13 protein-coding genes are annotated in these 12,860 nt (G+C 71.5%); 12 read left to right on the top strand and 1 reads right to left on the bottom strand.

The window, feature by feature from the left end:
• The first annotated feature begins 3 nt into the window (after positions 1 to 3).
• The 5 genes from WMF26_RS15060 (at position 4) to WMF26_RS15040 (ending at position 4,960) form a co-directional block, all read left to right on the top strand.
• Positions 4 to 255 (top strand): acyl carrier protein, encoded by a 252-nt coding sequence (locus WMF26_RS15060; RefSeq protein ID WP_020734986.1) that lies wholly within the window; start codon positions 4 to 6, stop codon positions 253 to 255.
• Positions 252 to 1,130, top strand: coding sequence for an acyl-ACP desaturase (locus WMF26_RS15055; protein ID WP_061625091.1), 879 nt, complete (start codon positions 252 to 254; stop codon positions 1,128 to 1,130). The genes WMF26_RS15060 and WMF26_RS15055 overlap by 4 nt, the downstream gene beginning before the upstream one ends.
• Before the next feature lie 59 nt (positions 1,131 to 1,189).
• Positions 1,190 to 2,521, top strand: coding sequence for a beta-ketoacyl-[acyl-carrier-protein] synthase family protein (locus WMF26_RS15050; protein WP_438000891.1), 1,332 nt, complete (start codon positions 1,190 to 1,192; stop codon positions 2,519 to 2,521).
• A gap of 73 nt (positions 2,522 to 2,594) precedes the next feature.
• Entirely contained in the window at positions 2,595 to 4,763 is a 2,169-nt protein-coding gene (locus WMF26_RS15045; RefSeq protein WP_438000890.1) for a thioredoxin domain-containing protein, read from the top strand.
• A complete protein-coding gene (locus WMF26_RS15040; protein ID WP_437337716.1) occupies positions 4,760 to 4,960 on the top strand; it encodes a hypothetical protein in 201 nt (66 codons plus the stop codon). The genes WMF26_RS15045 and WMF26_RS15040 overlap by 4 nt, the downstream gene beginning before the upstream one ends.
• Before the next feature lie 81 nt (positions 4,961 to 5,041).
• Here the strand turns inward: WMF26_RS15040 and WMF26_RS15035 are convergent, their stop codons facing one another.
• Positions 5,042 to 6,790 (bottom strand): OmpA family protein, encoded by a 1,749-nt coding sequence (locus WMF26_RS15035; RefSeq protein ID WP_438000889.1) that lies wholly within the window; start codon positions 6,788 to 6,790, stop codon positions 5,042 to 5,044.
• A 256-nt stretch (positions 6,791 to 7,046) separates the two neighbouring features.
• Here WMF26_RS15035 and rpmH point away from each other — a divergent pair, with 256 nt between their 5' ends.
• The 7 genes from rpmH to WMF26_RS15000 all read left to right on the top strand — a co-directional run bounded on the left by rpmH (position 7,047) and on the right by WMF26_RS15000 (position 12,800).
• Entirely contained in the window at positions 7,047 to 7,196 is a 150-nt protein-coding gene (rpmH, locus tag WMF26_RS15030) for a 50S ribosomal protein L34 (RefSeq protein ID WP_012235155.1), read from the top strand.
• Between the two features lie 10 nt (positions 7,197 to 7,206).
• Positions 7,207 to 7,773 (top strand): ribonuclease P protein component, encoded by a 567-nt coding sequence (gene rnpA / locus WMF26_RS15025; protein WP_438000888.1) that lies wholly within the window; start codon positions 7,207 to 7,209, stop codon positions 7,771 to 7,773.
• A 64-nt stretch (positions 7,774 to 7,837) separates the two neighbouring features.
• The gene (gene yidD, locus WMF26_RS15020) at positions 7,838 to 8,221 is read left to right on the top strand and encodes a membrane protein insertion efficiency factor YidD (protein ID WP_438000887.1); all 384 of its coding nucleotides are present in this window, start codon (positions 7,838 to 7,840) and stop codon (positions 8,219 to 8,221) included.
• Between the two features lie 156 nt (positions 8,222 to 8,377).
• Positions 8,378 to 10,159, top strand: a complete 1,782-nt coding sequence (gene yidC / locus WMF26_RS15015; protein ID WP_438000886.1) for a membrane protein insertase YidC — start codon at positions 8,378 to 8,380, stop codon at positions 10,157 to 10,159.
• On the top strand, positions 10,152 to 10,715 hold the full coding sequence (locus WMF26_RS15010; RefSeq protein WP_236644599.1) for a protein jag: 564 nt from the start codon (positions 10,152 to 10,154) through the stop codon (positions 10,713 to 10,715). The genes yidC and WMF26_RS15010 overlap by 8 nt, the downstream gene beginning before the upstream one ends.
• 311 nt (positions 10,716 to 11,026) lie before the next feature.
• Entirely contained in the window at positions 11,027 to 11,380 is a 354-nt protein-coding gene (gene rplS / locus WMF26_RS15005; protein ID WP_020734977.1) for a 50S ribosomal protein L19, read from the top strand.
• A 271-nt stretch (positions 11,381 to 11,651) separates the two neighbouring features.
• On the top strand, positions 11,652 to 12,800 hold the full coding sequence (locus tag WMF26_RS15000; protein ID WP_437946854.1) for an FHA domain-containing protein: 1,149 nt from the start codon (positions 11,652 to 11,654) through the stop codon (positions 12,798 to 12,800).
• Positions 12,801 to 12,860: the final 60 nt, after the last annotated feature.

The raw sequence follows: 12,860 nt of genomic DNA, 5'->3' as shown, positions 1-12,860 counted from the left end.
ACCATGACGGACAAGACCAATCTGCTCGAGATGTTCAAGACGGTTGCCGCCCGCGTGGACAAGCGCGAGTTCCCCAACGTCACCGCGGCGTCGGTGATCACGGAGCTCGGCATCGACTCGCTCTCGATGATGCAGATCGTCGGAGAGATGGAGACCGAGCTCGGGATCATGATTCCGGACGAGGATCTGGTCGAGCTCATCACCGTGGGCGACCTCTGCAAGAAGGTCGGGGAGCGGCTGGAGGCGGGCGCATGAGCCGGCTCGAGGAGAAGATCTTCCGGGAGTACATGACGTTCTTCGAGAAGGCGGAGCGCGAGCGCCGCTGGAACATCTTCGAGGACATCCCCTGGGACCGCGTGAACAAGGAGGCGAGCGAGGAGCTCGCGCTCTGCGCGGAGACGTTCTGCTCGGTCGAGATGTACCTGCCCGACTACGTGTCGAACGGGATCAACCTCGTGCGCAGCTACTTCGGCCAGGCGTGGTTCCAGGCGAACTGGGCCTACGAGGAGTCGAAGCACTCGCTCACGCTGATGCAGTACCTCCTCAGGTCCGGCAAGCGCACCGAGGAGCAGCTCACCGATCTGCAGCACCAGATCTTCGCGAAGAAGTGGGACCTCCCGTTCCACACGCCGCGGCAGATGACGTTCTACGGCTGCGTGCAGGAGATGGCGACGTTCGTCATCTACGTGAAGCACCGGGAGCGGGCGGCGGCGGAGGGCGACGAGTGCCTGCGGGCGATCTACGACTACATCGCCCGCGACGAGATCGCCCACTGCCGCTTCTACCAGAGCGTCATCAAGGTGCTGCTCGAGGAGGACCGGCAGGGCACGCTCGCCGACATGGCGCACGTGTTCGCGAACTTCGAGATGCCGGGCGTCGGGATCGTCCCCGACTACGACTCGCGCATCCTGAAGATGCGCGAGGCGGGCGTCGATCGGAACGTGTTCATCCAGAAGGTCTACATGCCGATCCTCAAGTACCTCGGGGTGGGCCGGCACGAGATGCTCGCGGCCCAGCGCGCCGCGCTCGATCTGCGCCGCGGCGGAGAGCGCCGCCGCGACACGTCGATCGAGGCCCTCGCGATCGCCCCCAACCTGAACGACGCCGCCCCGCAGGCGCTGTCCGCCTGAGCGCGTCCGCCCCTCCCTGAACCCCTTCCCCCTTCCCTGAAACGAGCACGAGCAGTCCCATGCGAAGGCGCGTCGTCGTGACCGGGATCGGCGCCGTCTGCCCGCTGGGCAACGACGTCGCGACCACCTGGCAGAACCTCCTCGCCGGCCGATCCGGCGTCGACTACATCCGCGATTTCCCCGTCGACAAGCTCCGCAGCGACATCGCCGCCAGCGTGAAGGGGTTCGACGTCGGGAAGTACCTGTCGCCCAAGGAGGCGGACATCTACGGCCGGGTGACCCACCTGAGCCTCGCGGCCGCGGTGGAGGCGCTGCGCGAGGCGGGCATCGCGCCGCTCCAGCGCGCCCCCGCGGCGGACGACGAGGCGGCGGAGGGCGCGGCGCCGCGCGCGGCGGGCGCGGCGCCGACGGGCTCCGCGGCGCCGGGCGACGGCGGCCTCGACAGGACCCGCGTCGGGTGCCTGATGTCGACCGGGATGGGCTCCGTCGAGATCTTCGAGGAGCAGATCGCGAGGAGCGCGGCGCGCGGCCCGAGGGCCGTGTCGCCTTACTTCATCCCGGGCGTCATGCCGAACGGCGCGGCGGCGCTCATCGCCATGCGCTACGGGCTCATGGGGCCGTCGTACAACCTCGCGAGCGCGTGCGCGACGGGCACGCACTCGATCGCGACCTCGGCCCTGATGATCGAGGCGGGGGAGGCCGACGTGATGGTCGCGGGGGGCGCCGAGGCCGCGACGCGGCTCAACACCGTCGCGGGGTTCGGCAACGCGAAGGCGCTCGCCAAGGCGGTCGACGGCGACCCGACGCGCGCGAGCCGCCCGTTCGACCGGCGGCGCCAGGGCTTCGTGATGGGCGAGGGCGCTGGGGCGCTCGTGCTCGAGGAGGAGCAGCACGCGCGGGCGCGCGGCGCGAGGCCGCTCGCCGTCGTGGCCGGCTTCGGGATGACCACGGACGCCGAGCACCTCACGCGGCCGCACTCGGAAGGGCTCGGGCTCGCGCTCTCGCTGGAGCGCGCCCTCGCCAGGGCGGGCGTCGCGCCGCATGCGATCGGGTACATCAACCCGCACGCGACCTCGACGCCGCAAGGCGACGCCGCCGAGGTGCTCGCCCTGCGGCGCGTCTTCGGCGAGCGCCTCCCGCGCATCCCGATCTCGGCGACAAAGTCGATGATCGGGCACCTGCTCGGCGGCGCCGGCGCCGTGGAGACGATCGCGGTCGTGTGCTCGCTGCGCGATCAGCTGCTGCACCCGTCGATCAACGTGGATGAGCTCGATCCGGGGTGCTCCCTCGACATCGTGCGCGAGCGCCGCTCGGTCGACCTGCGTCACGCGGTGAAGTGCTCGGCGGGCTTCGGCGGGCACAACTGCGCGCTCGTGCTGGAGCGGGCGTAGCCCGGCGCGGCCTCGCCCGCCGCCGCCCGCCGCCCGGCTGGCGGTCCCCTCCGCCCGGCGCTAGGTGGGCCTCATGGCATCCCCCACGAACCGGCTCGCGAGCGAGCCCTCGCCGTACCTCCTGCAGCACGCGCACAACCCGGTCGCGTGGTACCCGTGGGGCGCCGAGGCGCTCGAGCTCGCGCGGCGCGAGGACAAGCCGATCCTGCTGTCCATCGGCTACGCCGCCTGTCACTGGTGCCACGTGATGGAGCGCGAGTCGTTCGAGGACGAGGCGATCGCCCGGCGCATGAACGAGCTCTTCGTGAACATCAAGGTCGACCGGGAAGAGCGGCCCGACCTCGATCACATCTACCAGCTCGTCGTGCAGCTCATGGGCCGGAGCGGCGGCTGGCCGCTGACCGTGTTCCTCACCCCCGACCAGCGGCCCTTCTTCGCGGGCACGTACTTCCCGCCGAGGGACAAGCACGGCATGCCCGGCTTCCCGAAGGTCCTCGACGCCGTCGCCGACGCCTACAGGAACCGGCGCGGCGACGTCGAGCTCCAGGCAAAGGAGATCACCGAGGCGATCGAGCGCGTGCAGCGAGCGCCGGCGAGCGCCGCAGCGGCCGCGAGCGCCGCGGAGGCGGCGAGCGCCGTGGATCTCGCCTCGTCCGACCTGCTCCGGCGCGCGTCGCGGCAGCTGCTCGCGCGGTTCGACAACCGCCACGGCGGCATCGGCACACGGCCGAAGTTCCCGAACACGATGTCGCTCGACGTGCTGCTCCGCCGCGGCGTGCTGGAGGGCGATCGCGTCGCGGCGGAGAGCGTCGAGCTCGCGCTGGACCGGATGCGCGACGGCGGCATCTGGGACCACCTGCGCGGCGGCTTCCACCGCTACTCGACGGACGAGCGCTGGCTCGTGCCCCACTTCGAGAAGATGCTCTACGACAACGCGCTCCTCCTGCGCCTGTACGCCGACGGCTTCCGCGCGTTCAAGAAGCCGATCTACGCGGAGACGGCGCGCGAGATCGTGGGCTACCTGTTCGCCGAGATGCGCGACCCGGAGGGCGGGTTCTACGCGTCGCAGGACGCCGACTCCGAGGGGAGCGAGGGCAAGTTCTTCGTGTGGACGCTCGACCAGCTGCGCGCGGCCGTCGGCGACGATCCGCTCGCGTACGACGTGGCCCGCTTGGTCTTCGGCGTCACCGAGGAGGGCAACTTCGAAGACACCGGCGCGACGGTGCTCTCGCAGCACCGCACGCTGGAGCAGGCCGCGGCGATCCTCGACGCGGGCGCCGGCGGGGGCTCCGCGGCGCACCTCGATCGGTGCCGCGAGGCGCTCGCGCGCGCCAGGGCCAAGATGCTCGCCGCGCGCGAGGCGAGGCCCCGGCCGGCGCGCGACGACAAGGTGCTCGCGAGCTGGAACGGGCTGCTCATCGGGGCGCTCGCCGACGCGGGCCGCGCCCTGGATGAGCCCGCCTGGATCGAGGCCGCCGCGCGCGCCTTCGCGGCGCTCGAGCAGAAGCTCGTGCGCGGCGGCCGCGTCGGCCGCTACCTCAAGGACGGCGCGCCCGCGGGCGCGAAGGCAGCGGGCGGCGACGGCGCGGCCGACGTGCGGCCGGGCTTCCTGGACGACCAGGCGTACCTCGGGAACGCGGCCCTCGATCTCTACGAGGCCACCTCCGACCCGCGCTACGTCGGCGTCGCGCGCGCGATCGCCGACGCGATGGTCGCGCACCACTGGGACGACGCCGCGCGCGGGTTCTTCTTCACGCCGGACGACGGCGACGCGCTCATCGCGCGCACGCAGGACATCTACGACCAGGCCGCGCCGTCGGCGACCTCGATGGCGGCGCTGCTCTGCCTGCGCCTCGCCGAGATCGCCGACGAGCGCTACCTCCCGCCGGCAGAGCGGCAGCTCGAGGCCCTCGCCCCGGCCGCCATCGAGAACCCCTTCGGGCTCAGCCAGACCGTGTGCGCGCTCGATCGCCTCGCGCGCGGCAGCGTGACGGTCGTCGTGGTCGGCGAGGCGGGCTCGGCCGCGGCGGGCGAGCTCGCGCGCGAGGCGTTCAAGACTTACCTGCCGAACCGGGCGGTCGTGCTCGTGGATCCGGCGCGCCCGGAGACCGCAGCGGCGGCGCAGGTCGTCGCCGAGGGCAAGCCGGCGCGCCCGGGCGCGGCCGTCGCCTACGTCTGCCGCGGGCGGACGTGCTCGGCGCCGGTGACGACGCCGGCCGAGCTCAAGGCGCTGCTGGGGTGACGCGACACGCGCTGAGCTCGCACGGCCCGCGCGCCGGGACGCTCGTGCAGGAGCATCCGGACACCGGGCCGGGCGCGTGGGTCTGCGCGCAGCCGCGCCCGACGCCCTCGGCGCGGGCCTCGGCCTTCGAGCAGACCTCCACGTCGAGCTTCGCGTCGGCGTCGAAGTCGGTGACGAAGGTGCAGCTGCAGCGATAGGGCGTGCCCTGCTCCGGGCCGCACGCGGACGCGAGGACTGCACACAGCAGGACGCCCGCGCGCGCCGCCCGGATCTCGGACCTAGGGCGTGACCGTGCCGCCACTGTTGCCGCCGCCGGAAGCCTTGTTGCCGCCGGTGTTGCTCTCCCGGATGTGGAACTCGACGCGCCGGTTCTTCTGGCGACCGGCCTCGGTGTCGTTGGTCTCGATCGGCCGCCGCGGCCCGAAGCCCGCCGCCGTGAGCCGCGCCGGGTCGATGCCGCCGCGCTCGATCAGGTACGTCCTCACCGAGTGCGCGCGGTCGTTCGAGAGCCGCTCGTTGAGCTGATCCGACCCGCGGTTGTCCGTGTGGCCCTCGATCGCGACGAGCGTGATCTCGGGGTTCACCTTGAGCAGCCGGACGACCTCGTCGAGGATGCCGTAGCTGTTCGGCAGGATCCGCGCGCTGCCGGTCGCGAACTGCACCTGCTTCAGGATCTGGATCTCGCTCGAGCCCGTGATGCGGCGGATGAACTGCGGGCAGCCGTTCTTCGCCGGCTCCGGGCTCGGCTCGCCCGGCTCCTTGGGGCAGGCGTCCTTCGCGTCCGGGATCTTGTCCTCGTCGGCGTCGTCCTCCGGGCAGCCGTCGGCGTCGTTGATCTTGTCGAAATCCTCGGCCTCGTCCGGGCACTTGTCGCTGACGTCGGGGATGCCGTCGCCGTCGCGATCGGGCAGCGCCGGGCAGCCGTCGCTGGGGTTCGGCGGCTTGTTGTCCTCGGGATCGGTCGGGCAGAGGTCGATGTCGTCCGGGTAGCCGTCCTTGTCCGTGTCCGCGGCGCGCGGCGGGGGCGCCTGGAAGCGCCTGCCGGGCGACATGGGCTCGACGTCCGAGATGCCGAACGCGTAACCGATGACCCCGGTCACCCGGAAATCCGGCGCGTAGCCGCCGGTGAGCCGCGTTCCGCCGCCGACCCCGAGCCACGCCTTCTTCCGCTGATCGAGGGCGAGCCGCCCCTCGGCCATCCACTCGAGCGGCGTGTTGTCCCCGTCGAACGTCGTGCCCCGACCGAGCCCGGTCGATCCGAAGAGCTGCGCGCCGAGCCGCAGGGTCCCGTTCCGCAGCGGGACGAAGCCGCCGATGCCCCACCGCCACTCGTGCGACACGTCGAAGTCGTTGACCGAGGCGTACGGCCGGAAGTGCACCCCGGTGTTCAGCACGAAGAACATGCTCTTGAGGTCGATCTCGCCCGAGAGCCCGATCAGCGCGCTCGTGCTCTTGTCGCCGGCGAACGAGAACCTGTGGCCCGTCGGCACCCACGCCGCCGCGTTGACGCCGAGCTTGAAGAAGCGATCGTCGGACCGGTACAGGATCGCCCGCGCGTCGAGCCGCAGGTCCATGATCGCGGCGGCCGACGGGCTCGCCGCGTCCTGCGCGCCGGCGATGGTCGAGTCGTTCGTCTGGTTGCTCGTCTGGAAGGCGATGAACGGCAGCCCCACCTGGACGCTGAAGCGGTCGAGGAACTCGACGCCCCCGTTGAGGTACCCGATGAGCTGCGAGGACACCGGCGCGCCGTAGTCCCGGCTGAACCGCTCCGCGGCGTGCTCGTCGTCCAGCATGTTCTCGACCCGGAAGGGATTGAGGCCGAAGCCGAGCCCGAACTGACCGAAGAAGCGCGTGTCCGGCGCCACCTGCGGCCGCCAGAGCGCGATCGAATCCTCGGGAGCGCCGGCCATGTAGAGCCGGTCCAGGTAGAACGTCCTGGTCTGCGCGCTCGCAGGGAGCGCGCTCAGGAACAGGGCTCCCGCCGCAGCAGCGCCCAGCGCGCGTCGCCCGACGCCCCGCGCAGTCACGTGCTGCTTCTCCCCCACATGTCCACCGGTGCGCGTCAAATTCCCTCCTGTGACCCCTTGAGAACGGCCGTCGCGGTCGATCGGAGGCTACACGCTAACCCAGGTACCTAGAAAGGTGAGAGAGAACGGCGAACCGAGGCAACGCCGCGTCGTCTGGTGTTGACCTGGGCCGAACGTCGTGCTTTCTTGCGCGCCCGCTTGACGTGCGGCCAGGTCGCCGCCGTTCGCGGTCCAGAACGCCAAGGGACGACCAGCCATGAAGCGCACTTACCAGCCCCACAATACTCGCCGCGCCCGGACCCACGGCTTCCGTGCGCGTATGGCGACCGCCGGCGGTCGCAAGGTCATCAACAACCGCCGCCGCAAGGGCCGCGCCCGGCTCGCGCCTACCATCTACAAGAAGTAACGCAAGCGTGATGGCGACAGCGCATCCGCGCTCGTCGGCGTCCTCCTCCTCGTCGTTCCCGCGCGGGCGCCGCATCCGCAAGCGGGCCGATTTCGTCCGCATCCAGAACGGCGGTCAGCGCGTCACCACCCGACACCTGCTGATCCTCGTCGCGGCCCCGAACGACGCGGCGGCGCGCGGCGCGGGATCCCGCCGCGCGCCGCTCGCCCCCGAGCCCGTACCGGGGGCGCCTCGGCTGGGCCTCGTCGCTTCGCGCAAGGTCGGCGGCGCCGTGGCCCGCAACCGAGCGAAGCGCCTGCTCAGGGAGGCGTTCCGGAGATTCCCGGAGCTCTTCCCGGAGCGCGTCGACATCGTGGTGATCCTGCGCACCGGCGCCGGCGCGCTCGGCCTCGACGACGTGCTCGCGGAGCTGCGCAGCGTGGTCCCGGTGCTCCGGCGCAAGGCACGGGACGCGCTCGCCGGCGGGCCTCCCGCGCCCCCCACCACTGCGCGCGGCGCGCCCCCCGCCGCTGCGCGCGGCGCGGCCCCGGCCACGGCCACGGACGAGCGCGGCGCAGAGGATCCGACAGGCCGATGACGTAGCTCACCTTGCGCCGTGGTGCGCCGGGCCCCAAGCTCCCCGCTCATCCACGGGTCACCGCATGCTGGCGAAGCTCCTCCTCGCGCTGATCCGCGCCTACCAGATGACGCTCTCCAAGGTCATCGTGGCGTTGGTGGGCCCGGTCTGCCGGTTCGAGCCCTCGTGCTCGCGCTACGCCGCCGCCTGCATCGTGGGTCACGGAGCGCTTCGGGGGAGCTTGCTTTCGCTCAAGCGACTGTGTAGGTGTCACCCGTTTCATCCGGGCGGGTTCGACCCTCCGCCACCACCTCGTCTTCGCCGTGGCGCGGCGGCTCGGGCGCCAACGCCACGGGACGCTGACCCGCGGGATACGGCACGCTGTTCGTCTACTGGCACGGAGCTCGCCTCGCGCGCCTCGCCCCCCCGGCGAGCGGGCTCCAGCGGCCGGGTCACTCTCATGGACTAATCCCGCTCGACCATCGACACGGCCCCGGCGGCACGGCGCCCGACACCCCGCGGGGCGAAGCCCGTCCGGAGCGACCCTGGGCAGCCTCGTGAGGTGTCACGAGACGCCAGCAGCGAAGGGCGCGGGCTCGAGATCCTGGGATCGACGAAGGACTTCATGGAACGCAGCAATATCGCCAAATGGCTGTTCCTCGGCCTCGCCATCATCCTGTTCATCCAGTTCGGCAAGCCGCTCCTCTTCGGTGAGAGCGCGGAACAGCTCCAGCCGCTCGACGTCAACGACAGCACGGCCCCCGCGGAGCGCGCCCCCGCGGAGGCGTGCGTCATCGACGGAGATCGGTTCAAGGCCGAGCTCTCCACGCGGGGCGGGTCGGTCCGGCACATCTGGATGACCGACCCGAAGTACACGACGGGCAACGGCGAGCGCAGGCCGATGGACCTGGTCACGACCTCGCTCGAGTCGCGGATGCCCCTCCGGACGGATCTGCGCCTGCCGGGCGGCAACGCGCAGCAGGTGCCGTTCGACGACCTCGACTGGAAGCTCGCGGCGCAGGACGGCAAGAGCTGCACGTTCACCTACAGCGACGACGCGACGAGGCTCACCAAGGTCGTCGCCGCCACCGGGCGCCCGTACGAGCTGTCGCTGCAGGTGACGGTCGAGAACCTCGCCCAGGAGCCGCGCAAGCACCGGTTCGCCGTCGAGCAGACCGCCTGGCGGACCCAGAAGGAGACCGAGGGCCACCTCGGCCTGATCTCCGAGTGGATCACCGAGACGGTCGCCGCGACCGACCAGACGACCGAGCGCCAGCACCCCGACGCCTTCGAGCCCGGCGACTTCAAGGACAAGGAGTTCACGGCCGAGCGCTGGCGCCGCACGCCGGGCAACGCGCGCTTCGTCGCGGTCTCGAGCAGCTACTTCAGCAAGATCGCGATCCCGCTCGAGGGGCCCGGGAAGCCGGTGGCCGAGACCCAGATCGAGGAGATCTGGGACACGTCGAAGTTCCAGCAGAAGGCCAAGGACCCGAGCCACGGGCACGTCTACCGCGCGCGGCTCGCCTTCCCCGAGCACGAGCTCGCGCCCGGCGGCGCGGTCACCTACAAGGCCCTCTCCTTCACCGGCCCGAAGGAGCGCGACCTGCTCGGCGCCGTGGGCCACGGGACCAGCGAGGTCATCAACCTCGGCTGGTTCTCGCCGATCGCGAAGCTCCTCGTCTCGTACCTCTACGTCCTCTACCGCGCCGTGGGCAGCTGGGGCTGGGCGATCGTCCTGCTCACCATCACCGTCCGGCTCCTGCTCTTCCCGCTGAGCATCCAGCAGATCAAGAGCGCCGCGGCGATGCGCAAGCTCAAGCCGGAGATGGATGAGATCAACGCGAGGTACAAGGACGACGCCACCCAGCGCGGCCTCGCGATGCAGGAGCTCTGGCGCAAGAACAAGGTCGCCAACCCCGTCATCGGCTGCTTCCCGATGCTGCTCCAGATGCCGGTGTGGTTCGCCCTCTACACCGCGCTCCAGACGGCGGTGGAGCTCTACCACACGCCGTTCGGCCCCGTGATCCCGGACCTGTCGGCCCCGGGGAAGTACTTCATCATCCCGATCGTCCTGGGCGCCTCGAGCTTCATCCAGCAGAAGCTCATGCCCCCGCAGGGCGACCCTGCGCAGCAGAAGATGATGCTGTACCTCATGCCCGGCATCTTCACCGCGATGATGCTCTTCCTCCCGGCCGGCCTCGGCGTTTACATGTTGACCAACACTTGGCTCGGCATCGGCCAGCAGGTGCTCGTCGAGCGGTACCTGAAGGCGAAGAACGAGCGGGCCGGCGGCATCGAGGTGCGAGAGATCGCGAACGCGGAGCCCCAATCCGCGATGAAGAAGACTCAGGGCGACGACAAGTCGGCGCCTGCTCTCGGAAAGGGAAAAGCACGTGTCCGTGGATAGTGAAGCTGCCGAAAGGGGAATCGACGCGGCGGACGTCGATGTCGACGCAGAGGCGCAGGGCGCTGGAGACGCGGCCGAGTTCGAGGAGGACGGTCGCGCCGACATCGCGCTCGACTTCGTCATCGATGTGCTCGCGGCGATGGGCATGGACTGCACCGTCGACCTCCTCGAGAACGAGGAGGAGGATCCGCCCGAGGAGATCCGCCTCGAGATCGAGGGGAAGGACGCAGGTCGCGTGATCGGCAAGAAGGGGCAGACGCTCGCGGCGCTGCAGTTCCTCGCCAACCGCGTGATCAACCGGCCGGGCAAGAAGCGGCGCCACGTGATCATCGACGCCGAGGGCTACCGGCAGCGCCGCGAGGACACGCTCTCCTCCATGGCCCGCCGTCTGGGCAAGCAGGCGGTCGAGGAGGGCAAGATCATCACCTTCGAGCCGATGAACCCGCAGGACCGCCGCGTCGTCCACCTGGCCCTGGCGAAGTTCCCCGGCGTCGTCACGAAGAGCGACGGCGAGGGAGAGGCCCGCCGCGTCCAGATCATCCCCGTCCGCCGCTGAGCCACACGAAGCCACACGGAGACCGAGCGCTCGCGAGAGCGCGCACGTGCGCCGCGACCGGCGTTGACACAGGATCGCCCGCATGCATAATGCCGCACCTCTCCGGTACCCCCCGGGGAGGCGCGCGGGCCGCGCTCGCGCCCCATGCTCCCGGAACCGCAACCGGGCAAGCATCTGTGTCATGGCGTGATGCACCGGGCCGCGCGCGGCCCCCGCTCCGCCGGACACAGTCCACGAACTGCGGCGGCCCTGCCCCCTTGAGCACGGGACCGCGAAGACGGATCCCCGACCCCTTGAAGGATTGACCGACCATGCAGACCTCGAACATCCTCGCGAAGATCGAAGCTCCCCTGTTCCGCGAGGGGATCCCGGATTTCCGCGTCGGCGATACGGTGCGCGTCCACTACCGGATCGTCGAGGGCGAGAAGGAGCGCATCCAGGTGTTCCAGGGCGTGGTGCTGAAGCGCCACCGCGCCGGGGTCCGGAGCACCTTCACCGTCCGCAAGGTGAGCTTCACGGTCGGCGTCGAGCGCATCTTCCTCCTCCACAGCCCCCGCATCGACAAGGTCGAGATCGTCTCGCGCGGCGTGGTCCGCCGCTCGCGGCTCTTCTACCTGCGCAACCTCGCCGGCAAGGCCGCCCGCGTCCGCGACGCGAAGGATTGATCCGCGCCGGCCGGCGTCCCGGCTGCACAGCGCACGTTCCCGCAGAGCAGGAGGCCAGGGGAGCAGTCCGCCCCCTGGCTTGAGGCGCGCTGGCGTTCATGGCGCAGCGCCGCAGATGGCGCGCGCCGAACGGCGATGCGAGCAGGCGCGCGAGCCGCATTGCCGGTCTCCGGCAAGGATTCCCGCATACTTCTTCTTGATCCTCGGCCGAGCGCCCACGGTATGCTCGCGCCGCGGCGCCGCGGCGCCGCGAAACCCGAGAAGGATCACCATGCTCTGTCCGCGTTGCGGTGCGCCCGCGACCCCCGCCGATAAATTCTGCGCCGTGTGCGCCTCGCCGCTCGCCCCGTCCGGGCCCGGAGCGTTCGGGGCGCCGCCTCCGCCGCCGCCGCCTCCTCCTCCGCCGTTTCCTGCCCCTGGCTTCGGCTCGCCCCCCGAGCCCCCTCCCAACTTCGGCTCGCCGAGCGGCGGCTTTGGTCCACCGCCGCCGGCGCCCTTCGGAGCACCGCCGGGCTCGCCGCCCGGCTTCCCGCCGCTGCCCGAGAGCGCGTCGGGCTTCGGTCCCCCGCCGCCCTTCGGGTCGCCGCCCGGCGGCTACGGCGCTCCCCAGCCGCCTCCTCCGCTGCCGCTGAAGCCGCCGCCGTTCCCGCCGGAGCCGCCGATCTTCGGCGCCCCGGGCGGCAGCGGCGGCTTCGGCCCGGCCCCGAGCTTCCCGGAGCAGCCGCAGGGCGGCTATCCCGTCCCGCCGGTCCCGCGGCCCGGCTTCGGTCCTCCGCCGCAGCCGCAGGGCGCGCGCTGCGTGCAGGGGCACGCGATCCCGGCAGGCGGCTCGTTCTGCATGGAGGGCGGTCACCCGATCGCCCTCGACGGGATCCAGATGAGCGGCGACGCCTTCAACCAGACGGCGTACGCGCCCAACCAGCCGGGGCCGTCCGCGCCGCCGCCCATGCAGCAGGGGGGCGGCATCGGCGGTTACGGCGAGCCTCCGCCGGCCCAGCAGAACATGCCGCTGCCCGCGCCGCCGCCTCCGTACATGTCCTCCCCGCCGGCCGTGCGCCCGCCGACGCCGGCGCCGCCGCGGGGCCAGGAGCGGCGCACCCTCGCGGGCTTCCTCGTGAGCTTCCAGGACGACCCGCTCGGCAGGTTCTGGCCGCTCTGGCAAGGCAAGAACTCGGTCGGCCGCGCCGAGACCGGGCAGAGGGTCGACATCGAGATCGCCCACGGGACGACCTCGACCCACCACGCGACGATCGAGGTCGACGGCGGCCGGATCGTCCTCGCCGACCTCGGCTCCACCAACGGGACGTTCCACAACGAGGAGGCGATCGGCTTCCAGGGCCGACGCGAGCTGCGCGATGGCGACAAGATCCGCTTCGGCGGGTTCAGCGTCATCGTGTTCAGCGTGGCCGCGCGGGCCTGACCGGCCCATCGCACGAGGAGAGGCGTTGCCGAGCCTGGCCCCCTTCCCCCGCGACGTTCG

It is taken from the genome of Sorangium sp. So ce185, assembly GCF_051526825.1.
GTDB classification, from domain to species: Bacteria; Myxococcota_A; Polyangia; order Polyangiales; family Polyangiaceae; genus Sorangium; species Sorangium cellulosum_D.
The sequence above is the reverse complement of the archived record's forward strand: the minus strand, read 5'-3'. Positions and strand labels throughout refer to the sequence as shown.